Here is a 20,313-nt window from a genome sequence, read left to right as displayed (position 1 = left end):
CGTCCGGCGCCCTGCGGCTGAACCAATGAAGCAGCCGTGGTCCGGCCCCGCAAGCACCGCTCCTACTAGTGGAAGCGGCGGCGCGGGTACAAAGGGCCGACTTCGTACCGGGAGGAATTCTCCAGCTCACAGGGGGTGTGGCAGGGGTGAGTGAGGGGCCGGACGATCTACTACCCCGGATAGTGAAGGACCAAGGTCCTATGGCTCGGTTCACACCACCGGGACCCGGTTCCGTACGGAGCGGAACCGGGCGGCTACGACTTGGGCGAGATCTCGGGAGCGGACGGCGCCCCGGGAGCGGGCGTCGATCCTGGGCCGGGCAGCGACCCGGGGCCGGGCGGGGCCTCCCGGCCGGGCGGCGGGACCTCGAAGGCGACCGGTGCTTCGAAGGCCGCCCGTCGGGTCGCCCGGCGCAGCGCCTTCAGCAGGGCCGGGCCGACCGTCAGTGTCAGGACGACCGTGAGGACCGCCCGGCCCAGGTCCCAGCCCACCGAGGTGGCCAGGCAGTACGCGAGGAAGCGGACCAGGTTCTCGTGCAGCGGGTCGCCCGGTACGAAGGAGACACCGGTGGACAGGCCGCCGATGTACGTCCAGCCCTGGAGGTTCATGACCGTGCCGTAGAAGAAGGCGGCCGCCGACCCGTACACGGCGAGCAGCACCAGCTCGCCCCGCCCGCGCAGCCGCTCCCAGCCGGGCAGCAGGCCGGCGCCCATCGTGAACCAGCCCATGGCGAGCATCTGGAAAGGCATCCACGGCCCCACCCCACCGGTGAGCAGAGCGGAGGCGAAGATCGTGACCGACCCGAGGACGAAACCGAAGCCGGGCCCCAGTACCCGGCCGCTCAGCACCATCAGGAAGAACATCGGCTCCAGGCCGGCCGTCCCCGCCCCGAGCGGGCGCAGCGCCGCACCCACGGCGGCCAGCACCCCCAGCATCGCGACGGCTTTCGCGTCGAGACCCGAGTCCGAGATCGTCGCCACCACCACCGCGACCAGCAGCGGCAGCAGCGCGGCGAACAGCCACGGCGCGTCCTTGGAGTGCGCGAGCCCGGCGGCCGAGTCGGCGAGCAGCGGCCACCCGAAGGCGATCACCCCGACCAGGCTGACCAGTACGAGCGCGGCGACGGAGCGGGGCCCGAGCCGCACCGGCCGGACAGCGCTCACCGTGCGTCCTCCTGAGTGTCCGGTTCCTGCACACCCCGGCCGTGCGCACCCCGACCCAGTCCGTCTCGATCAGGTGCATCCCGCCCCGGTACTGCCCGACCCAGTGCTTTCGCCACCTGGGGCACGGTCAGCCACTGCTGCGGTGCGAGGACCTTCGCCACCTGCGGCGCGAAGGAAGGAGAGGACACGACCACTTCCGGAGTCGGCCCGTCCGCGACGATCTCCCCGTCGGCGAGGATCACCACCCGGTGCGCCAGTTCGGCGGCCAGCTCCACGTCATGGGTGGCCAGCACCAGGGCGTGACCGTCGGCCGTCAGTCCGCGCAGGATCCCGACCAGCCGGGCCTTCGCCGCGTAGTCCAGACCGCGCGTCGGCTCGTCGAGCAGCAGGAGAGGAGGCTTCCCGGTGAGTACGAGGGCGAGGGCCAGAGCGAGGCGCTGCCCCTCCGACAGGTCACGGGGGTGGGTGGAGTCGGGTACGTCCGGCAGCAGCGCGCTCACCAGTGCCCGGCAGGTGCCGGGGTCCGCGCCCGCGTCGTGGTCGGCCGCGGCGCACTCGGCGGCGACCGTGTCCGCGTACAGCAGGTCGCGCGGCTCCTGCGGTACGAGGCCCACTCGGCGCACCATCTCGCGCGGCGAGGTCTTCGCCGGAACGCGGCCGCCGACCAGGACCCGGCCCGACGACGGCTCGTGCATGCCGACCAGGGCGTTCAACAGGGTTGACTTCCCTGCCCCGTTGCGCCCCATCAGGGCCACCGTCTCCCTGGGGCGTACGGACAGGGTCACGTTCCGCAGGGCCTCGACGCGGCCCCGGCGCAGCGAGAGCCCGGCCGTTTCGGCGACGGGCGGTGCGTCGGGTACGGGGGCGTCCGCGGCAGGCGTACGGTCCGCCAGCTCGGCCCGCAGCGCGGCGGCCCTGCGCCGGGCGTCCCGTACGGACAGCGGCAGCGGTGTCCACCCGGCCAGCCGGCCGAGACCCACCACGGGCGGGAACACGGGGGAGACGGCCATCACCGCGGCGCTCTTGCCCATCACAGGGGCGAGACCGGGGCCGGGCAGCAGGACGACCTGGTCGGCGTACTGCACGACCCGCTCCAGCCGGTGTTCGGCCATCAGCACGGTCGTGCCCAGGTCGTGGACGAGACGCTGGAGCACCGCCAGGACCTCTTCGGCGGCGGCCGGGTCCAGGGCGGACGTCGGCTCGTCGAGGACGAGGACCTTGGGATGGGTGGTGAGGACGGACCCGATGGCGACGCGCTGCTGCTGGCCCCCCGACAGGGTGGCGATCGGGCGGTCGCGCAGGTCGGCGAGGCCGAGCAGGTCGAGGGTCTCCTCGACGCGCCGCCGCATCACGTCGGGGGCGACGCCCAGCGACTCCATGCCGTACGCCAGCTCGTCCTCGACGGTGTCGGTGACGAAGTGGGAGAGGGGGTCCTGGCCGACGGTGCCGACCACGTCCGCGAGTTCGCGCGGCTTGTGGGTGCGGGTGTCACGGCCGTCGACGGTGACCCGGCCGGTCAGTACGCCCCCGGTGAAGTGCGGTACCAGACCGGACACCGCGCCGAGCAGTGTCGACTTGCCGACTCCGGACGGGCCGACGAGCAGCACCAGCTCGCCCTCGGGGACGGTGAGGTCGATGCCCTGGAGAGCGGGGGTGTCGGCGCCGTCGTACCGGACGGAGACGTTCTCGAACCGGATCACTTCACGTTCTCTCTCGAAGCAGCGGCTTCTTTCGAAGCGGTCGGCGGTGCGGGTACGGGGGCCACGAACGCGGGCAGCAGCCCGACCAGCACCGACAGCGCGGGCCACACCGGGAGTTCGGGCGCCACCAGGGGCAGCACCCCTGGGTGCAGGGCCGCCGGATCGTACGAACCGGCCCAGATCATCAGCCCCGCCACGGCCGCCCCGGACCCGGCGACCAGCCAGGCCCGCGCTCCCCACCGGTCCGGCCGGTACCGGGTGCGCACGCTGCGCCGCCCGCCGAGCCGCAGTCCGGCCATGGCGGCGACGAGCCCGATCAGCAGCACCGGCAGTCCGTACCCGGCGCCCTCGGCCGCGAGCAGTCCGTACGTCCCGGCGCACACACCGAGCAGTCCACCCAGGGTGAGGGCGGTCGTCAAGTGCCGTACCGCGGGCGGGACTTGGGCGGTCCGCCCGTACCCCCGCGCGTCCATCGAAGCGGCCAGTGCCACGGACCGCTCCAGCGCGCCCTCAAGGACCGGCAGACCGATCTGGACCAGCGCCTTCACACCGCCGGTGGGCCGGCCGCGCAGCCGTCGGGCGGTCCGCAGCCGGACGACGTCGGAGACCATGTTCGGCGCGAAGGTCATCGCGACGACGACCGCCACACCCGCCTCGTAGAGCGCACCGGGCAGCGACTTCAGCAGCCGGGCCGGATTGGCGAGCGCGTTCGCGGCGCCCACGCAGATCAGCAGGGTGGCCAGCTTCAGCCCGTCGTACAGAGCGAAGACCAGCTGTTCGGCGGTCACCTTCCCGCCGAGCCGCACGCCCTTCGCCCAGTCGGGCAGCGGCACCTCGGGCAGCGCGAACAGTACGTGCTGCCCCGGAATGGGCGACCCGAGGAACACCGAGAACACCAGCCGGATCACCAGCACCATCAGCCCGAGCTTGACGAACGCCCCGTACGACCGCGCCCACGGCGCATCGGTGCGGCGCGCGGCGACCACGTAACCGGCGACCCCGACCAGCAGCCCGAGCAGCAGCGGATTGGTGGTCCGGGACGCGGCGGTGGCAAGACCGAGCGCCCACAGCCACCAGGCCCCGGCGTGCAGGGCGTTGCTGCGGCTGGCGGCGGGGGCGCGCAGACCCGGGACGACTGTGCTCATCCCCGGCGGCGGCGTGCCTGCCACACGGCGGCCCCGCCGAGCACCAGGACGGCTGCGAACCCGACGATCAGCCCGGCGGACGGACCGCCGCCGCTCCCGTCCTGGCCCGAAGCGGAAGCGGAATCAGAAGCAGCGGGTGCGGGGGAGGACGCGGCCGAGGACTTCCCCGCCACCTGCTCCGCGCATCCGGCCTTCGGGTAGCCGGCGATCGCGCACAGCAGCGCCGCGTTGTTGTAGCGCAGCGGCTTCGCCACGTCCGCGAGCGCCTCGGCGGTCGTCGCATCCGCTTCGACCTGCGCACATACGGTGCGGGGCGCGGGCGGCGTCTCACCGGCGGGCGCGTCCTGGGCGGTGCCGAAGTCCAGGACGAGAGCGATCCGCTTGGTGCCCTCCTTGGCCGGGGTCTTCGCGCAGACGGCGCCGAAGTCGTCGTCCCCGCGCGGCTTCGCCGCGTCCTGCGAGTCCTGGCTCACAGCGAACCGGAATCCCTGCACGGCGCCGTCGGCCGGGTGCGTGGTGGACGCGCCCTGGGTCGCGTACGACCACTTGGAGCCGTTGCGCTCCCAGAACGACCAGTAGCGGTACCCGGAGGAGGCGGTGTCGGAGACGGAATAGGCGTCGGAGACGGAATAGGCGTCGGCGGCCTGCGTGCTGTGCGTGGCCTGTGCGGTCGGCGCCAGCGCGAACAGTGCGGCCGCCGCCGTCACCAGCAGTGCGCCGGGCCTCGCCCGACGGTTCCGACCGGCCTTCGTCCGGAGTTTCACAGCTGCCGGTTCTTCTTGTTGCGCCCGCTGATCAGGAAGCCCGCGCCCATGCTCGCCACGAACGCGACGCCGACGATCCACCAGGTCGCGGAAGAGCCGCCCTCGTCCTTCTTCGTGTCCTCGGCGTCGGTCCCGTCCTTCTCCACCTCGGGCGCGGGGCCGGTCGCGTTCAGCTGCTCGACGAGGTCGGCGCCGCCGAAGGAGCGCGGGTCCATGCCGGTGGCGTGCGCGGCGAGGACCAGCTGGGCGTACCCGGCGGGTCCTGTCGTCTTCGCCCAGGCGGCGGAGTTCTTCGCCAGCCAGTCGGCGGACTTGGCGGCGGCGTCCTTGTGCCCGTCGGCGGCGAGGGCCACGACGGCGTCGGCGGTGTTGCCGAAGTCGGGCTGGGACTCGGCGCCGGGCATGGCCGACATCAGGTGCCCGTCGTTCTTGGCGAGCAGCCGGGAGAGGTAGTCGGAGCCCGCCGACGCGGCGGTCTCCGGGTCGGAGATGCCCTCCTTGCAGCCCGGGGCGGCCTCGATCGCCTTGTTCGCCTTCGGGGCGTCGACGACCAGGCCCTTGCCGAGGGAGGCGGTCACCACGGCGGCGGTCGCGTCGGCGTTCGGGAAGAGCTTGCCGGACTTGTCGGGCTGGAAGGCGAAGGAACCCTGGTTCTCGGGCTTCCCGTCACAGTTGATCTGGAAGGAGAGCAGCGCCACGAGCGGCGACTTGCCGTCCTTGCCCTTCCAGTCCGCGGGCTTCTCGCCCGCGGCGGCCAGCGCGCCCACGACGATCGACGTGGAGTTCGAGTCGGACGGCGTCCCCGGTGCGTAGGACCAACCGCCGTCCTTGTTCTGTACGGTCTTCAGCCAGCCGACGGCCTTCTTCACGGCCGCGTCCTGCCCGCCCAGCGCGCTCAGCGCCTGCACGGCGGCGGACGTCGCGTTGCTGTCGACCATGGTCTTCGCGTCGCAGGCTTTGCCCGCGTCGGCCCGGAAGGCCGCGAAGCCACCGTTGTCGCACTGCTGCCCCACCAGCCAGTCCACGGCCTTGGCGGAAGGCTTCACCCCGGCCGTCTTCTGCGCGAGCAGTGCCAGCGACTGCCGGAAGACGCCGTCGTACGTCGGGTCCCCCTTCCCGTACAGCCCGGACGGAACGGCGACGGGCGACGGGGTCGGCGCGGCGGAGGCGACGGGGGCGGCCACCGCGCCGACGACGGCGGTGACGGCGAGCGCTGCGGCGCTGCGGCGAAGGGTGATCATGCCGGGCATTCTACCGACCGGTACCGGGCCCGGCCCGGGGGCGGGCGAGCGGCCCGGCGCCGCACGCCGGCTCCCCTGAGGCTTTCGGACCGCCGCGACCGCCGAGCGCGTCATTCACGCGGCCGCGGCCGCCGTGCACGTCATACGGACCGCCGTGACCGCCGTGTACGTCATGCGGACCGCCGCGGCCGCCGTGCTCTCCTACAGGCCGCCGCGACCGCCGTGTACGTCACCGGGTCGCTGCCCGGCACCGGCTCCGCGTGTCCCAGTTTCACCAGGCGGCGCAGGTGGGCCTCGGCCTCCGAGACGGCGATGTTCCGGGACCCGTACGGGATCTGCTCCCACGGCCTGTTCCACTCCATGCGCTCCGCGAGCTGCCAGGGGGTGAGGGGAGTGGCGAGGAGGGTGCGCAGGCCGGTGAGGCGTTCCTCGTGGTGGGCGAGGAGTTCGTCGACGCGTGCGCGCGGGGTGGCGAAGGCGTACTGGTGGGCGGGGAGGACCTCGGCGGCGCCGAGGCGGGCGATGCGTTCCAAGGAGGCGAGGTAGTCGCCAAGGGGGTCGGCGGGGGTATCGGTGTCCGGGTCCTCGTACAGGCCGATGTGCGGGGTGATCCCGGGCAGCAGGTGGTCGCCGGAGAAGAGGCGGCCGTGGCCGGGGAGGTTGCCGGGGTGCCGCTCCTCCAGGTGCAGGCACACATGGCCGGGGGTGTGGCCCGGAGTCCATACGGCGCGCAGCTTCCGGCCCGCCAGGGGCAGCAGTTCGCCGGGGGCGATCTCCCGGTCGGGCAGCGCCGCCCGCAGCCCGGGGAGCGTACGCATGCGGCCCGAGTCACGGGCCGCGACGAGCGGGGCGAGGTGGTCGTCGGGGGCTCCGGCGGCGGCCAGCTTGGCGGTCAGGTGGGTGAGCCAGACGCCCGGCTCGGTGGCGCGGGTGCGGCGGACCACCTCCGCGTCGGCGGCGTGCATCGCGATCCACGCCCCGGAGGCGTCCCGCACCTGGCCGGAGAGGCCGTGGTGGTCGGGGTGGTGGTGGGTGATCAGCACCCCGTGGACGTCCTCGACGCGTACGTCCAGGGCGGCCAGCCCGGCGGTGAGGGTGTCCCACGAGGCGGGGTCGTCCCAGCCGGTGTCGATGAGGACCGGCCCCCGGTCGGTGTCCAGCAGGTGTACGAGGGTGTGGCCGAGCGGGTTGTCCGGGATCGGGACCTTGATGCTCCAGACGCCGCCGCCGTGGTCGAGCACTCCGGGTGCCGCCTCGGCCGCCCCGGTCCCACCGCCCGCTCCGTCCGCCCCGCCCGCTCCGTCCGCCCCGCCCGCTCCGTCCGTGCCGGACTCGCTCTGCGTCATGGCTCCCCCAACTGTCCGAAGTGGTGCGGGACTTGCCTCGCGGTCACTATAACTAGAACGAGTTCCATCGGGCGTGAGGGATCGTGGGCATCTCAACCCCTAGTCGCCTCAGGGGTGTTGTCGGGGTCGCCCCGTGGTTGTCCCCGATGGTCCGGGTGTCTGCACACGGACAGGATCGGGGCATGACGAACACGACGTACGCAGCCCCCGTCCCCGCCCGTTCCGCCCCGGACCGCCTCACCCGCACCACCCTCGTCGCGGGTCCCGTGGCCTTCGCCGCGTACGGCGTCATCCGCCTCCTCAGCGAGCGCGGCGTGCCGAGCGCGGGCTGGACCGCCGGTCATCTCGCCATGCTGGCAGGGGTGTTGCTCTTCGTCCCCGTGCTGCTGCACCTGCGCCGGGCCGTCCCCGCGAAGAGACGTCCGGCGGCCGCGGCGGCCCTCGCGGCGGGAATGCTGGGGCTCGTCGCCACCGCCGCGCAGGCGGTGATCGACCTGACGGCCGGCTTCATGGCGGCCGACCGTCCCGCGATGGTCGAGATCTTCCAGCAGGTCAAGGCCGTGCCGGGGGTCGAGCCGGTGGTCTACGGCGTCGTTCCGCCGCTCTTCTTCCTCGGCTTGATCGTCCTCGCCGCACTGGCGGCCCTTCCGCTGCGCACCAAGCTGCTCATGGTGTCCGCGCTGGTGCTCGGCACGGTCCTGATGGCCGTGAACCTCAACTTCCTCGCCCTGGGCGGCCTCTGCTTCCTCCTGGCGTTCGCCCCGTTCCTCCTCGGTGGCCGCGTCGCGCCCCTTCCCCGTACGAACTAGAACTGGTATCAGTTCGAGGGAGGTGGCTGACGATACGTCAGCACAACTGTGCGCGACCGGACTTGCGGGAGGCAGCAGCCATGACCGAGCTTGTGGAGCACCAGCAGCTTTATGTGGGCGGGACGTTGACCGACGCCCTCGGCACGAACTCCATCGAGGTCGTCTCCCCGCACACCGAGCAGGTCATCGGCCGCGTCCCGCACGCGAGCGAGGCGGACGTGGACCGGGCCGTGGCAGCGGCCAGGAAGGCCTTCGACTCCGGGGTCTGGCCCCGCACGTCCCTGGACGAGCGGATCGCCGTCGTCACCCGCATCAAGGACGCGATCACCGTGCGCCACGAGGAGCTGGCCCGCGTCATCACCTCCGAGAACGGCACCCCGTACACCGCGAGCATCATGATGCAGGCGCTCGCCGCGATGATGGTCTGGGACACGGCGATCAAGGTGGCGCAGGAGGTTCCGTTCGAGACGAGCCGCACCGGGGTCCTGGGCAATCTCCTGATCCGCCGCGAACCGGTCGGTGTCGTCGCGGCCGTCGTCCCGTGGAACGTCCCGCAGTTCACGGCCGCCGCGAAGCTCGCCCCCGCCCTGCTCGCCGGCTGCACCGTCGTGCTGAAGGTGTCGCCGGAGACCCCCCTCGACTCGTACATCCTCGGCGAGATCTGCGCGGAGGCGGGACTCCCGGAGGGCGTGCTCTCGATCATTCCGGCCGACCGCGAGGTCAGCGAGTACCTGGTCGGCCACCCGGACGTCGACAAGGTGTCCTTCACCGGCTCCGTCGCCGCAGGAAAGCGCGTCATGGAGGTCGCCTCCCGCAACCTCACCCGGGTCACCCTGGAACTGGGCGGCAAGTCGGCCGCCGTGATCCTCCCCGACGCCGACCTGGGGACCACGGTCGCGGGCCTCGTCCCCTTCTCCTGGATGCTCAACGGCCAGGCCTGCGTGGCCCAGACCCGCATCCTGGCCCCCCGCGCCCGCTACGACGAGTTCGCCGAGGCCTTCGCCGCGGCGGCGGGCGCCCTCAAGGTCGGCGACCCCATGGACCCGGCCACCGAGGTCGGCCCCCTCGTCGCCCGCCGCCAGCAGCAGCGCTCCCTCGACTACATCCGGATCGGCCAGGAGGAGGGCGCCAAGATCCTCGCGGGCGGCGGCCGCCCCGAGTCCCAGGAGACCGGCTGGTACGTCGAGCCCACCCTCTTCGGCGGCGTCGACAACTCCATGCGCATCGCCCGCGAGGAGATCTTCGGCCCGGTGATCTGCCTCCTCCCGTACGAGGACGAGGCCGACGCGCTGCGCATCGCCAACGACTCCGAGTACGGCCTGAGCGGCAGCGTCTGGACGGCGGACGTCGAGCACGGCATCGACGTCGCCCGCCAGGTCCGCACCGGCACCTACTCCGTCAACACCTTCAGCATGGACATGATGGGCCCGTTCGGCGGCTACAAGAACTCGGGCCTCGGCCGCGAATTCGGCCCCGAGGGCTACGGCGAGTACCTGGAGCACAAGATGATCCACCTCCCCGCGGGTTACGAGCCCGGGGCGGGCGGCGCCTGATGGGCGACCGCTGGCACGTGGAGGTCGACCGCGGCGTCTGCATCGGCTCCGGCATGTGCGTCAACACGGCTCCCGGCGGCTTCCGGCTGGACACCGCCCGCCAGTCCCACCCGGTCTCCGCCGAGTCCGACGCCAACGAGGACGTCCTCGCGGCGGCGGAGGGCTGTCCGGTCGAAGCGATCACGATCACCCTGCGGGACTCGGGCGAGGTGGTGTTCCCACCGGAGGACTGACGGAGTCCGGGGAGGGGAGGGTCAGCGGCTCAGTTCTCCTCCGGGTGACGGCTCAGTCGTCCTCCTCCGCCGTCAGGTCGATCAGCCTGCACACCGTCTCGATGTCGATCTTGACCTGGGCGATCGACGCCCGCCCCGACAGCCAGGTGATCAGCGCCGAGTGCCAGGTGTGCTCGATGACGCGGACCGCCGAGAGCTGCTCCGGGGTGGGGCGCCGGGCGTCCGTGTCCAGGCCCATCGCGTCCAGGATGATCGCGGTGGTCTGCCGGGAGACGGTGTCGACCTCCGGGCTGACCGAGCGGTCGGCGAAGGTCAGGGCGCGGACCATGGCGTCGGCGAGGTTCGGTTCGCGCTGGAGGGCGCGGAAGGCGCGCATCAGGGTTTCCGCGACGCGCTCCGACGAGGAGGTGGCGGCCGGGGGGCGCTTGCGGAGGGTGGTGTGCATGTGGCTCAGCTGGTCCTGCATCGTGGCGACCAGCAGGTGCACCTTGGACGGGAAGTAGCGGTAGAGGGTGCCCAGGGCGACTTCGGCTGCTTCCGCCACCTCGCGCATCTGTACGGCGTCGAAGCCGCCGCGGCTCGCGAGCTGGGCGCTGGCGTGCAGAATGCGGCGCCGACGCGCCTCTTGACGCTCCGTCAGGGGCGGGGTGGTCGGGGTGACGGCGTGGCTGCTGCCGCCGCCGGCCGATCTGGCTTGCGCTTTCATCTGACCCCGTGCCCCCGTGTCCGTGCCGTGTGCGTGCCGAGTCCGTGCCTGGTCCGTGCAGTGTCCGTGCCGAGTCCGTATCCGGGCGGTCCGTGCCGCCGTGGCGCGAATCACCTGATCCGGACCTTACGCCGCCGCATCCTGCCGGTAGATTCAAAGCTCCGTGTTCGATCAACACTGGAACTTGTTCTAGATTAGCGCCAGCGGCTACGCTCCGGCGGAAGTGCGTCAAGAAGGGGGCCGAGAGTGACCGCTGAGGCCATACAGGCGGGCCCCCGTCCCGGGGATGCCGCCGCTGCCGACAAGGCCGTCGCCGCCGCGAGCGCCGGTGACCGTCCGCTGCGCATCGCGCTCCTCTCGTACAAGGGGAACCCGTTCTGCGGCGGCCAGGGCGTGTACGTCCGACACCTGTCGCGGGAGCTGGCCCGGCTCGGGCACAGCGTCGAGGTGCTGGGCGCCCAGCCCTACCCCGTGCTCGACGAGGGCGTCGTGCTCACCGAGCTGCCGAGCCTCGACCTGTACCGCAGCCCCGACCCCTTCCGTACGCCCAAGCGGGACGAGTACCGGGACTGGGTCGACGCCGTCGAGTTCGCGACGATGCGCACCGGTGGATTCCCCGAGCCGCTGACCTTCTCGCTGCGGGCCAAGCGCCATCTCGCCGCCAGGCGCGGCGAGTTCGACGTCGTGCACGACAACCAGACGCTCGGGTACGGGCTGCTCGGCGACCTCGGCGCGCCGCTCGTGACCACGATCCACCACCCCATCACCGTGGACCGGCAGCTCGACCTGGACGCCGCCGAAGGCAGGCTGAAGCGACTCTCCGTACGGCGCTGGTACGGGTTCACCCGCATGCAGAAGCGGGTCGCCCGCCGGCTGCCGTCCGTGCTCACCGTGTCCGGGTCCTCGCAGGCGGAGATCGTCGAGCACCTCGGCGTGCGCCGCGACCGCGTCCACGTCGTGCACATCGGGGCCGACACCCAGCTGTGGTCGCCGGACGCGTCCGTGCCCGAGGTGCCGGGCCGCATCGTCACCACGTCGAGCGCCGACGTCCCCCTCAAGGGACTCGTGCACCTCGTCGAGGCACTCGCCAAGCTGCGCTCGGAGCGGCCCGACGCCCACCTCGTCGTCGTCGGGAAGCGGGCCGAGGACGGGCCCGTCGCGCAGGCCATCGAGAGGTTCGGGCTCCGGGGGGCCATCGAGTTCGTCAAGGGGATCAGCGACGCCGAGCTGGTCGACCTCGTGCGCGGCGCGCAGGTCGCCTGTGTGCCGTCCCTGTACGAGGGCTTCTCGCTGCCGGCCGCCGAGGCCATGGCCACCGGTACGCCGCTCGTCGCCACCACCGGCGGCGCCATCCCCGAGGTCGCGGGACCCGACGGCGAAACCTGCCTCGCCGTGCCGCCGGGCGACGCCGACGCGCTCGCCGGACAGCTGTCGCGGCTCCTCGGCGACCCCGGGCTGCGGACCCGGCTCGGCGCGGCCGGACGGGCCCGCGTACTGGAGAAGTTCACCTGGACACAGGCCGCCATCGGCACCGCCGAGCGCTACCGGCAAGCCCTCGCGACGCAGGCCGCCGCCCGCAAGTCCTAGGCCCCGCGAGCTGCTTGACACCCAGACGCACACCTCGCCGAACGACACCACCGAACGACCCCACCACCGAACGACCCCACCACCGAACCGCCCCACCACCGAACAACCCCACCGCCGGATGAAAGCTGAGCCCCCGTGCTGACCGTGGACTTCTCCCGCTTCCCGCTCGCCCCGGGCGACCGCGTCCTCGACCTGGGCTGCGGCGCAGGGCGGCACGCCTTCGAGTGCTACCGGCGCGGCGCCCAGGTGGTGGCCCTCGACCAGAACGCCGAGGAGATCCGCGAGGTCGCCAAGTGGTTCGCCGCCATGAAGGAGGCCGGGGAGGCGCCCGAGGGGGCCAGCGCGACCGCCATGGAGGGCGACGCGCTCAACCTGCCCTTCCCGGACGCCTCGTTCGACGTCGTGATCATCTCCGAGGTCATGGAGCACATCCCCGACGACAAGGGCGTGCTCGCCGAGATGGTGCGCGTGCTGAAGCCCGGCGGGCGCATCGCGGTGACCGTGCCGCGCTACGGGCCCGAGAAGGTCTGCTGGACGCTCTCCGACGCGTACCACGAGGTCGAGGGCGGTCACATCCGCATCTACAAGGCGGACGAGCTGCTCGGCAAGATGCGCGAGGCGGGCCTCAAGCCGTACGGCACGCACCACGCGCACGCGCTGCACTCGCCGTACTGGTGGCTCAAGTGCGCGTTCGGCGTCGACAACGACAAGGCGCTGCCGGTGAAGGCGTACCACAAGCTCCTCGTCTGGGACATCATGAAGAAGCCGCTGGTCACCCGGCTCGCCGAGCAGGCGCTCAACCCGGTCGTCGGCAAGAGCTTCGTCGCGTACGCCACCAAGCCGCACCTGCCCGCAGACGTGTCCGCGGACCTGTCCGCCGCGTCCGTCACGGGCACCAAGTGACGAGCCCCGGCTACACCGAACACCTCGTCCTGCCCGGTGTTCTGACGGCTGATCAGGCGACCGAGACGGTCGCCGGGATCCTCGCCCAGCAGCGCCCGGACGGCGCCATCCCGTGGTTCAGGGGCCACCACCTCGACCCGTGGGACCACACCGAGGCCGCCATGGCGCTCGACGCCGCGGGCGAGCACGAGGCGGCGGCCCGGGCGTACGACTGGCTGGTGAAGCACCAGAACCCGGACGGCTCCTGGTACGCGGCGTACGACGACGGCGACCACGCCCGTCCCACCGACCGCTCCCGTGAGACCAACTTCTGCGCGTACATAGCCGTGGGCGTCTGGCACCACTACGTCGCCACCGGCGACGACGCGTTCATCGACCGGATGTGGCCGGCCGTGTACGCGGCCGTCGAGTTCGTCCTCGCGCTCCAGCAGAGCGGCGGGCAGATCGGCTGGAAGCGCGAGGAGGACGGCGCGGCGGTCAACGACGCGCTGCTGACCGGGAGTTCGTCCATCCACCAGGCGCTGCGCTGCGCGCTCGCCATCGCCGAACAGCGCGAAGAGCCGCAGCCCGACTGGGAGTTGGCGGTCGGCTCGCTGCGGCACGCGATCCAGCACCACCCGGAGCGGTTCCTCGACAAGAACCGCTACTCGATGGACTGGTACTACCCGATCCTCGCCGGAGCCCTCACAGGCCCCGCAGCCAAGGAGCGCGTCGAGGCCCACTGGGACGCCTTCGTCGTACCGGACCTCGGGGTGCGCTGCGTGCTGCCCAACCCGTGGGTGACGGGCGGCGAGAGCTGTGAACTCGCCCTGGCGCTCTGGGTGATGGGAGAGTCCGACCGGGCGCTGGAGATCCTCCAGTCGATCCAGCACCTGCGCGCGGACGACGGCAGCGGGCTGTACTGGACGGGGTACGTCTTCGAGGACCGGGCGATCTGGCCGCGGGAACTCACCACCTGGACGGCGGGCTCGCTGCTGCTCGCGGTGGCCGCGCTCGGCGGCGAGGAGGCGACCTGCGCGGTGTTCGGCGGCGAGCGGCTGCCGCTGGGGCTCGACCCGGGCTGCTGCTGAGCGACCTCCCTCGTACGGGGGTGTGCACGTGGGTGTACGGGGGTGCGTGCGTCAGTGGCGGCGGACGGCCCCCGCGACCGCGTGCCCCACGAACAGGTAGACCACGGCCGGCAGTCCGTAGCCCGCGACCACGCGCGCCCACTCCTCGTCGAAGGTGAACAGGTCGTAGGACCAGCCCGCGAGGAAGTGCGCGGCGTCCTTGATCCAGCCGACCAGTGCGTTTCCCTGGTTGGCGTCCAGGAGGTGGAAGAGGATCCACAGGCCGAGGATCAGGGCTGCGATGTCCGCGACGACGGCGATCAGGGTCGCGGCTGGATTTCCGGTGCGCGTGCGTGTGGACATGCCGAACGTGTTGCCGATATGACGGTCGTCAAACCCGGATGGCCCTGCCCTGGTGGTGGGCGTCCGGGGCCCGGGTGACGCTGCGGGGGAGTGCTGTCGTCCCTGCCGGCGCTTCTGCTGTCACTGCCGTTGCTCAGGCCCCGGGAGGCCCGCTGTGCCCCGTCGTACCGCTGTGCCCCGTCGTACCTCCGTGTCCGGCTCGCTCACCGCCACTCCCGCTCGCCGTGCGCTCGTCGCGGTGCCGCTGACGTGTGCGCTGCTGATGCCGCTGGCGGCCTGCAACGACGACGACAAGGCCGCCGCGGACGCGAACGTGACGAGCACCGCCACCGCCTCGGCGTCCACCGGCGAGGTCGAGAAGCAGCGGCTCGCCAAGACGCGGTTCGTCGCCAACGCGTCGCTGGCGGCCGGGGCCGCGTACCAGTGGGTGGTCAAGCCGTATCGGGCGGGCAAGTTCAAGAGCGGCGCGAACGGCCGGAAGTTCGCCCTCGTCAAGGCCGGGCTCGCGGGCGCGTTCACGTACAACAGGCTGAAGGCGGCGGTCAACAACGCCAAGGGCGACCCGCTGCTCTCCAAGGCGGTCGCCCCGCTGTCCGACGGCATCGAGTCGCTGAAGGGCCTCGGCAGCAAGCTCGCCGCCGGCACTGTCGGCGCCGGTGAGGTCGGCCTCTTCGAGAAGGTCATCGGCGGAGTGAAGGACGCGGGCAAGGAAGCGGGCGCTGCGGTCACGGACAAGGTGCCGTCGGCGGGCGAGCTGGCCAGGGGCGGATCTCCCGCACAGTTTCCGGCACAGCCTTCCGGGCAGCTTCCGGGACAGCATCCCGCACGGCTTCCGGGGCAGCTTTCCGAGCAGCCCGAGACCGGCCGGGCGACCGGCTGAACGGCACCGCACCGCAGTCGAATTGAGCTGTTCACGGCGCCTGCCGTCTGTCTAGAGTGCGGTCATGACCTTGCTTTCCTTTGACCGCTACTGCGACCAGATCGTCGAGGAGGCCACCCGGCTGCGGACTGCGATATCCGGCGCGGACCTCCGCGCGATGGTGCCGTCCTGCCCCGAGTGGACCCTGCGCGAACTCGTCCAGCACACCGGCTGGGCGCACCGCTGGGTGTGCGAGACCGTCAGGACCCGGGCCACCGAGGTCGTCCCGCCGGAGACGGTGCCGCACGGGGACGGGCCCGGTACGGACGACCCGGCGGCCCTCGACGCATGGTTCGCCGAGGGTGCCGAGATGTGCGCGGATGCCCTGCGCGAGGCGGGCCCCGACACGCCGGTGTGGGCGTGGGCGCCCGGCCAGCCCACCGAGTTCTGGGCGCGCCGCATGACCCACGAGACCGTCGTGCACCGCGCGGACGCCGCCCTGGCGGCCAAGGCCGACTACGAGGTGGACCCCGAGGTCGCCGCCGACGCCCTCGACGAGTGGATGTGGATCGGCTCGCTGCCGCAGACCTTCGAGGCGCGCCCCGGACTGGCCGAGCTCTTCGGTGCGGGCCGCACCATCCACCTGCACGCCACCGACACCCCCGCCGAGCTGAACGCCGAGTGGATCGTCGACCTCACCGGTGACGCGATCCAGTGGCGGCGCGGCCACGAGAAGGCGGCCGTCGCCCTGCGCGGCCCGCTGACCGACCTCCTCCAGGTGTCCTACCGCCGCCAGTCGCCGGACGCCGGACGGATCGAGGTGCTGGGCGACCGCGAGCTGCTCGACCTGTGGCTGGGACACATCGCCTGGGAGTAGGCCCCGGTCCCTACTGGGGGTTGAGCTCGGCGAGCACGCGCAGGGTGTCCGGGTCCGGTGCGGTGACCAGCAGGTCGGTCACCGGGCCCCTGCGCCACAGCTCCAGCCGTTCCGCGATCCGCCCGCGCGGCCCGACCAGGGAGATCTCGTCGGCGAACGCGTCCGGCACGGCCAGCACCGCCTCCTCCTTGCGCCCGGCGAGGAACAGCTCCTGGATGCGGCGGGCCTCCTGTGCGTACCCCATCCGCGCCATCAGGTCCGCGTGGAAGTTCTTCGTGGCGTGACCCATGCCGCCGATGTAGAACCCGAGCATCGCCTTGACCGGCAGCAGTCCTTCCGCGACGTCGTCGCAGACGTGCGCGCGGACCATCGGCGCCACCATGAAGTCCTTTGGCAGCTCGGTGAGTTGGTAGACGTCGGGCCGCGTCGGTGACCAGTACAGCGGCAGCCAGCCGTCCGCGATGCGGGTGGTCTGCGCGATGTTCTTCGGGCCCTCCGCGCCCAGCAGGATCGGCAGGTCGGCGCGGAGCGGATGCGTGATCGGCTTCAGCGGTCTGCCGATGTTGGTGGAGTCCTCGCCCCGGTACGGGTGCGCGTGGAACCGGCCGTCCAGCTCGACGGGTGCCTCGCGCGCGAGCACTTGGCGCACCACGTCCACGTACTCGCGCGTCGCGGTCAGCGGACTGCGCGGGAAGGGTCGCCCGTACCAGCCCTCCACCACCTGCGGCCCCGAGAGCCCCAGGCCGAGCAGCATCCGGCCGCCGGAGAGATGGTCCAGGGTGAGTGCGTGCATCGCGGTCGCGGTCGGGGTGCGGGCCGCCATCTGTGCGATCGCGGTGCCCAGGCGGATCCGGGTGGTGTGGGCGGCGTACCAGGTCAGCGGTGTGAAGGCATCGGAACCCCAGGCCTCGGACGTCCACACCGAGTCGTAGCCGAGCCGCTCCGCCTCCTGCACGAGGGCGAGGCTGCCCGGGTCCGGGCCGCGCCCCCAGTAGCCGAGCGCGAGTCCAAGTCGCATGGCGGCGCCTCCCGTTGACGTGGTTCACCCATCTGATGTTGCGTCAGATCACGTGACTGTACGGGCGCGGGGCGGGCCCGGACAAGGCTGCGGCCGGGTGGGCCGTACAAGGCCGCGGTTGGGCGGGCCCGGACAAGGCCGCGGCCCCCGTCTCGGAGGTGAGACGGGGGCCGCGGTCGTGCCTGTGGTGCGGGGGAGGGTCAGCCGCGCTGGATCCCCGTGGTGTCCTGGAGCAGGCCGCGACGGCCGTCCTGGGTCTGGGCGACCAGGCCGGAACCGTGCTGGTCCACCGCCAAGTACCAGGTGCCGGGCGCCAGTTCGGCGATCGGCGTCGGCGAACCGTCCTCCGGGTACAGCGGGCGCGCGACCGGAACCGCGAACCAGAACGGTGCGAAGCCGGACGCGTCGGCGGCCGGAGCGGCCTGCGCGCCCTGATCGGCGGCCGGCGTCTGCGGGGCGGCCGCCTGCGGGTCCTGGGTGGCACCGCCGGGGTAGCCGTAGCCGCCGGGAGCGGGCTGACCGCCGTACGACTGCTGCTGGCCGCCCGGGTAGCCGTAGCCGGCACCCGGCTGGGCGCCGTAGGGGTTCGCGACGGCCGGCTTCGGGGCGCCCACCAGCGGGGCCTTGAGGGCCGGGACCAGCGGGGAGGCCACGGCACCGGCGGCGAGCGCCAGGGCCGCGATCAGGCCGAGGATCATGCCCGCGCCCGCGCTGCCGGTGTCGATGATGGTCCAGAACGCGGTCCACGCGGCGAAGACCGCCAGTGCGACGCCGAACTGGCCGAGTTCGAGACCGGCGACCTTGCGCGGCGTCGGCAGCCCGCGCGCCACGACGATCAGAGCGGCGGCGATGATGCCGGCCAGGAACATGCTCATCAGGAGCCCGAGGCTGTCCCAGGCGTTGAAGGTCGAGGAGGATTCCCTGGGGCAGAACTCGCCGCTGCACGCAGGAGCGGAGACCAGGCTGAGGAACGAGGCGATGAACAGCACCACCGCTGCTCCGATCACCACGCCATCACCTCGTGTGAGGGAGCGGATGTTCACGTAAAGTCCTTTATTCAGTCGTCTTCTTCAGGGCTTCTTCGGGGCGGTTGTCGCGGTGCCGGTGTGCGCGGTTCACGCGAGAACTCGGTGCGAAGCTCGGGGGCGGCTCCCCATCGTACGGATGAATGTATCGTCCGATCGCTTGGCCGCCCCCATCGTTGCCGGTCGGTGACAAGCGCGGCACCGGGCTGCCGGGTGCCGGGCAGTTCTACCCCTTCAGGAAGCCGCTGATGCCGTCGGCCATGCCCTGGGCCGCCTTCTGTCGCCAGGACGGGTCCGTCAGCAGGGCGATGTCCTGCGCGTCCCGCATGTTCCCGCACTCGATGAACACTTTCGGCACGGTCGACAGGTTGAGCCCGCCGAGGTCGCTGCGCACCACCAAGCCGGTCTTCCCACCCACGTAGTTGGCGGGTGCATCACCCGTCACCCGTACGAAATTCCCCACGATCCGGGCCCCCAGGTCGCGTGAGGGGCCGACGATCGAAGAAGTGTCCGCGGCCCCGGATTTCACCCGTGCGGGCAGAATCACATGAAAGCCGCGGTGACCGGCGGACGAGCCGTCCGCATGGACGGAGATCACCGCGTCGGCCTTCGCGTCGTTTCCGATACGGGCCCGCTCGTCGATGCACGGACCGTACGGACGGTCGGCGTTCTGGGTGAATTGGACGGTTGCGCCCTGCTTTTCGAGAATTGCTTTCAGTCGGCGCGACACGTCGAGTGTGAATTCCGCCTCGGTGTAACCGGCATTGCTCGCCGTACCCGTGGTGTCGCATTCTTTGCTGTTCGTGCCGATGTTCACCTGGCGATTGATTTCGCGGGTGTGCCGGAAATTACCGGGATTGTGGCCGGGGTCGACGACGACGGTACGGCCGGCGAGGGGGCCGGTGGCCGGGGGAGCGGACGTGGCGGGCGCGCCGGGGGCCGGGGTCCGGCTCGGGCCCGGGGTCCGGCTCGGCCCGGCGTCGTCGGTGGGGGTCCCGGCCGGGCCCTTCGTGGCATTCGCGGCACTGGTGGCACCCGTGGCACTCGTGGCCGAGGTGCTCGGCAGCGGGAGCACCTTCGGCGGCTCGTCGCCGTCGGGGCCGCTCATCGCCTGCCAGACGAGCCAGCCCGCCAGGCAGGTGGGGACCAGGGCGGCGGCCACGATCAGGGCGTTGCCGCGGCCGTGGCGCGGGGTCCGCCCGAACTCGGGTCCGGGCGGATCTTCGTGGGGGTACTGACCGTCGTACGACACAGGGCGATGCTATGCGCGGCGCTCAGATCCCCGAGCCGGTACGCCGCAGGACGCGCAGTGAGTCGGTCACCGAGACCTCGGTGAACGCGCCGGACGCGAGGGCCCGGAGGTACACGCGGTACGGGGCCTGGCCGCCGTCGGCCGGGTCGGGGAACACGTCGTGGACGACGAGCAGCCCGCCGGGCGCGACATGCGGGGCCCACCCCTCGTAGTCCCCGGTCGCGTGCTCGTCGGTGTGGCCGCCGTCGATGAAGACGAGGGCGAGGGGGGTGCCCCAGAGGCGGGCGGCCTGCGGCGAGCGGCCGACGAGGGCCAGGACGTGCTCTTCGAGACCGGCCCCGTGGAGGGTGCGGCGGAAGGTGGGCAGCGTGTCCATGACCCCGAGCTCCGGGTCCACCACGGTCGGGTCGTGGTACTCCCACCCGGGCTGCTGCTCCTCGCTGCCGCGGTGGTGGTCGACGGTCACGGCCGTGACACCGGCCTCGCGGGCGGCGTCGGCGAGGAGGAGGGTGGAGCGGCCGCAGTACGTCCCCACTTCGAGGAGGGGGAGCCGGAGGGTGCTCGCCACCTCGGCGGCGGCCGCGTACAGAGCGAGGCCCTCGGTCAGCGGCATGAAGCCCTTGGCGGCCTCGAAGGCGGTGAGGGTGTCGGGCCTGGGGGTGGCGGGCCTGGGGGTGGCGGGCACGGGTGCGGCGGGTGCGGCGGGCATGGCGGGTTCTC

Annotated in this window: 19 protein-coding genes and 1 pseudogene; 8 read left to right on the top strand and 12 right to left on the bottom strand. The window is 72.3% G+C overall.

Features of this window, described 5'->3' with window-relative positions:
* Positions 1-254: 254 nt before the first annotated feature.
* From ACH4SP_RS19235 to ACH4SP_RS19210, 6 genes are all read right to left on the bottom strand, one after another.
* Positions 255-1,163, bottom strand: coding sequence for an ECF transporter S component (locus ACH4SP_RS19235; RefSeq protein ID WP_398416423.1), 909 nt, complete (start codon positions 1,161-1,163; stop codon positions 255-257).
* Positions 1,160-2,863: an ABC transporter ATP-binding protein gene (locus tag ACH4SP_RS19230; protein ID WP_398416421.1), complete on the bottom strand. Its 1,704-nt coding sequence runs from the start codon at positions 2,861-2,863 to the stop codon at positions 1,160-1,162. The genes ACH4SP_RS19235 and ACH4SP_RS19230 overlap by 4 nt, the downstream gene beginning before the upstream one ends.
* On the bottom strand, positions 2,860-4,008 hold the full coding sequence (locus tag ACH4SP_RS19225; RefSeq protein ID WP_398416418.1) for an energy-coupling factor transporter transmembrane component T: 1,149 nt from the start codon (positions 4,006-4,008) through the stop codon (positions 2,860-2,862). The genes ACH4SP_RS19230 and ACH4SP_RS19225 overlap by 4 nt, the downstream gene beginning before the upstream one ends.
* Positions 4,005-4,772, bottom strand: a complete 768-nt coding sequence (locus ACH4SP_RS19220; RefSeq protein ID WP_398416417.1) for an SCO2322 family protein — start codon at positions 4,770-4,772, stop codon at positions 4,005-4,007. Before ACH4SP_RS19220 ends, ACH4SP_RS19225 begins: the two co-directional genes overlap by 4 nt.
* The gene (locus tag ACH4SP_RS19215; RefSeq protein ID WP_398417184.1) at positions 4,769-6,010 is read right to left on the bottom strand and encodes a prenyltransferase/squalene oxidase repeat-containing protein; all 1,242 of its coding nucleotides are present in this window, start codon (positions 6,008-6,010) and stop codon (positions 4,769-4,771) included. The genes ACH4SP_RS19220 and ACH4SP_RS19215 overlap by 4 nt, the downstream gene beginning before the upstream one ends.
* A 173-nt stretch (positions 6,011-6,183) precedes the next feature.
* Positions 6,184-7,359 carry an MBL fold metallo-hydrolase gene (locus ACH4SP_RS19210; protein WP_398416416.1) on the bottom strand — a complete coding sequence of 392 codons (1,176 nt, stop codon included), beginning with the start codon at positions 7,357-7,359 and terminating at the stop codon, positions 6,184-6,186.
* Between the two features lie 182 nt (positions 7,360-7,541).
* Here ACH4SP_RS19210 and ACH4SP_RS19205 point away from each other — a divergent pair, with 182 nt between their 5' ends.
* From ACH4SP_RS19205 to ACH4SP_RS19195, 3 genes are all read left to right on the top strand, one after another.
* Positions 7,542-8,168, top strand: a complete 627-nt coding sequence (locus ACH4SP_RS19205; RefSeq protein ID WP_398416414.1) for a hypothetical protein — start codon at positions 7,542-7,544, stop codon at positions 8,166-8,168.
* Positions 8,169-8,248: 80 nt separating this feature from the next.
* Complete coding sequence (locus ACH4SP_RS19200; RefSeq protein ID WP_398416413.1) at positions 8,249-9,721, top strand: aldehyde dehydrogenase; 1,473 nt, start codon at positions 8,249-8,251, stop codon at positions 9,719-9,721.
* A complete protein-coding gene (locus ACH4SP_RS19195; RefSeq protein WP_398416410.1) occupies positions 9,721-9,954 on the top strand; it encodes a ferredoxin in 234 nt (77 codons plus the stop codon). Before ACH4SP_RS19200 ends, ACH4SP_RS19195 begins: the two co-directional genes overlap by 1 nt.
* A 52-nt stretch (positions 9,955-10,006) precedes the next feature.
* Here ACH4SP_RS19195 and ACH4SP_RS19190 read toward each other — a convergent pair whose 3' ends face one another.
* Positions 10,007-10,660 (bottom strand): TetR family transcriptional regulator, encoded by a 654-nt coding sequence (locus ACH4SP_RS19190; protein WP_398416409.1) that lies wholly within the window; start codon positions 10,658-10,660, stop codon positions 10,007-10,009.
* 246 nt (positions 10,661-10,906) lie between these two features.
* On the opposite strand from ACH4SP_RS19190, the gene ACH4SP_RS19185 reads away from it, so the two are divergent.
* From ACH4SP_RS19185 to ACH4SP_RS19175, 3 genes are all read left to right on the top strand, one after another.
* Positions 10,907-12,247 (top strand): glycosyltransferase family 4 protein, encoded by a 1,341-nt coding sequence (locus ACH4SP_RS19185; RefSeq protein ID WP_398416408.1) that lies wholly within the window; start codon positions 10,907-10,909, stop codon positions 12,245-12,247.
* Between the two features lie 135 nt (positions 12,248-12,382).
* Positions 12,383-13,150 (top strand): class I SAM-dependent methyltransferase, encoded by a 768-nt coding sequence (locus tag ACH4SP_RS19180; RefSeq protein ID WP_398416407.1) that lies wholly within the window; start codon positions 12,383-12,385, stop codon positions 13,148-13,150.
* Positions 13,147-14,220 carry a prenyltransferase/squalene oxidase repeat-containing protein gene (locus ACH4SP_RS19175; protein ID WP_398416405.1) on the top strand — a complete coding sequence of 358 codons (1,074 nt, stop codon included), beginning with the start codon at positions 13,147-13,149 and terminating at the stop codon, positions 14,218-14,220. The genes ACH4SP_RS19180 and ACH4SP_RS19175 overlap by 4 nt, the downstream gene beginning before the upstream one ends.
* 51 nt (positions 14,221-14,271) lie before the next feature.
* Here ACH4SP_RS19175 and ACH4SP_RS19170 read toward each other — a convergent pair whose 3' ends face one another.
* On the bottom strand, positions 14,272-14,562 hold the full coding sequence (locus ACH4SP_RS19170) for a hypothetical protein (RefSeq protein ID WP_398416403.1): 291 nt from the start codon (positions 14,560-14,562) through the stop codon (positions 14,272-14,274).
* A 262-nt stretch (positions 14,563-14,824) separates the two neighbouring features.
* On the opposite strand from ACH4SP_RS19170, the pseudogene ACH4SP_RS19165 reads away from it, so the two are divergent.
* A pseudogene (locus ACH4SP_RS19165) lies at positions 14,825-15,319 on the top strand (hypothetical protein); the annotation flags it as partial.
* Between the two features lie 187 nt (positions 15,320-15,506).
* The gene (locus tag ACH4SP_RS19160; RefSeq protein WP_398416401.1) at positions 15,507-16,298 is read left to right on the top strand and encodes a maleylpyruvate isomerase N-terminal domain-containing protein; all 792 of its coding nucleotides are present in this window, start codon (positions 15,507-15,509) and stop codon (positions 16,296-16,298) included.
* 10 nt (positions 16,299-16,308) lie between these two features.
* Here the strand turns inward: ACH4SP_RS19160 and ACH4SP_RS19155 are convergent, their stop codons facing one another.
* The 4 genes from ACH4SP_RS19155 to ACH4SP_RS19140 form a co-directional block, all read right to left on the bottom strand.
* Complete coding sequence (locus tag ACH4SP_RS19155; protein ID WP_398416399.1) at positions 16,309-17,316, bottom strand: LLM class F420-dependent oxidoreductase; 1,008 nt, start codon at positions 17,314-17,316, stop codon at positions 16,309-16,311.
* A 200-nt stretch (positions 17,317-17,516) separates the two neighbouring features.
* Positions 17,517-18,326 (bottom strand): hypothetical protein, encoded by an 810-nt coding sequence (locus ACH4SP_RS19150; protein ID WP_398416397.1) that lies wholly within the window; start codon positions 18,324-18,326, stop codon positions 17,517-17,519.
* Between the two features lie 241 nt (positions 18,327-18,567).
* Positions 18,568-19,593, bottom strand: a complete 1,026-nt coding sequence (locus ACH4SP_RS19145) for an N-acetylmuramoyl-L-alanine amidase (protein WP_398416395.1) — start codon at positions 19,591-19,593, stop codon at positions 18,568-18,570.
* 22 nt (positions 19,594-19,615) lie between these two features.
* The gene (locus ACH4SP_RS19140; RefSeq protein ID WP_398416392.1) at positions 19,616-20,302 is read right to left on the bottom strand and encodes a class I SAM-dependent methyltransferase; all 687 of its coding nucleotides are present in this window, start codon (positions 20,300-20,302) and stop codon (positions 19,616-19,618) included.
* Between the last annotated feature and the right edge of the window lie 11 nt (positions 20,303-20,313).

This window comes from Streptomyces sp. NPDC021093 (genome assembly GCF_044333135.1).
Taxonomy (GTDB): Bacteria; Actinomycetota; Actinomycetes; order Streptomycetales; family Streptomycetaceae; genus Streptomyces.
The sequence above is the reverse complement of the archived record's forward strand: the minus strand, read 5'-3'. Positions and strand labels throughout refer to the sequence as shown.

Excerpts from the sequence above, each read along its gene's own strand:
- ACH4SP_RS19190 (WP_398416409.1), bottom strand. The coding sequence starts at position 10,660 with ATGAAAGCGCAAGCCAGATCGGCCGGCGGCGGCAGCAGCCACGCCGTC.
- ACH4SP_RS19210 (WP_398416416.1), bottom strand. The coding sequence starts at position 7,359 with ATGACGCAGAGCGAGTCCGGCACGGACGGAGCGGGCGGGGCGGACGGA.
- ACH4SP_RS19140 (WP_398416392.1), bottom strand. The coding sequence starts at position 20,302 with ATGCCCGCCGCACCCGCCGCACCCGTGCCCGCCACCCCCAGGCCCGCC.
- ACH4SP_RS19205 (WP_398416414.1), top strand. The coding sequence starts at position 7,542 with ATGACGAACACGACGTACGCAGCCCCCGTCCCCGCCCGTTCCGCCCCG.
- ACH4SP_RS19160 (WP_398416401.1), top strand. The coding sequence starts at position 15,507 with ATGACCTTGCTTTCCTTTGACCGCTACTGCGACCAGATCGTCGAGGAG.
- ACH4SP_RS19155 (WP_398416399.1), bottom strand. The coding sequence starts at position 17,316 with ATGCGACTTGGACTCGCGCTCGGCTACTGGGGGCGCGGCCCGGACCCG.
- ACH4SP_RS19225 (WP_398416418.1), bottom strand. The coding sequence starts at position 4,008 with ATGAGCACAGTCGTCCCGGGTCTGCGCGCCCCCGCCGCCAGCCGCAGC.
- ACH4SP_RS19200 (WP_398416413.1), top strand. The coding sequence starts at position 8,249 with ATGACCGAGCTTGTGGAGCACCAGCAGCTTTATGTGGGCGGGACGTTG.
- ACH4SP_RS19170 (WP_398416403.1), bottom strand. The coding sequence starts at position 14,562 with ATGTCCACACGCACGCGCACCGGAAATCCAGCCGCGACCCTGATCGCC.
- ACH4SP_RS19195 (WP_398416410.1), top strand. The coding sequence starts at position 9,721 with ATGGGCGACCGCTGGCACGTGGAGGTCGACCGCGGCGTCTGCATCGGC.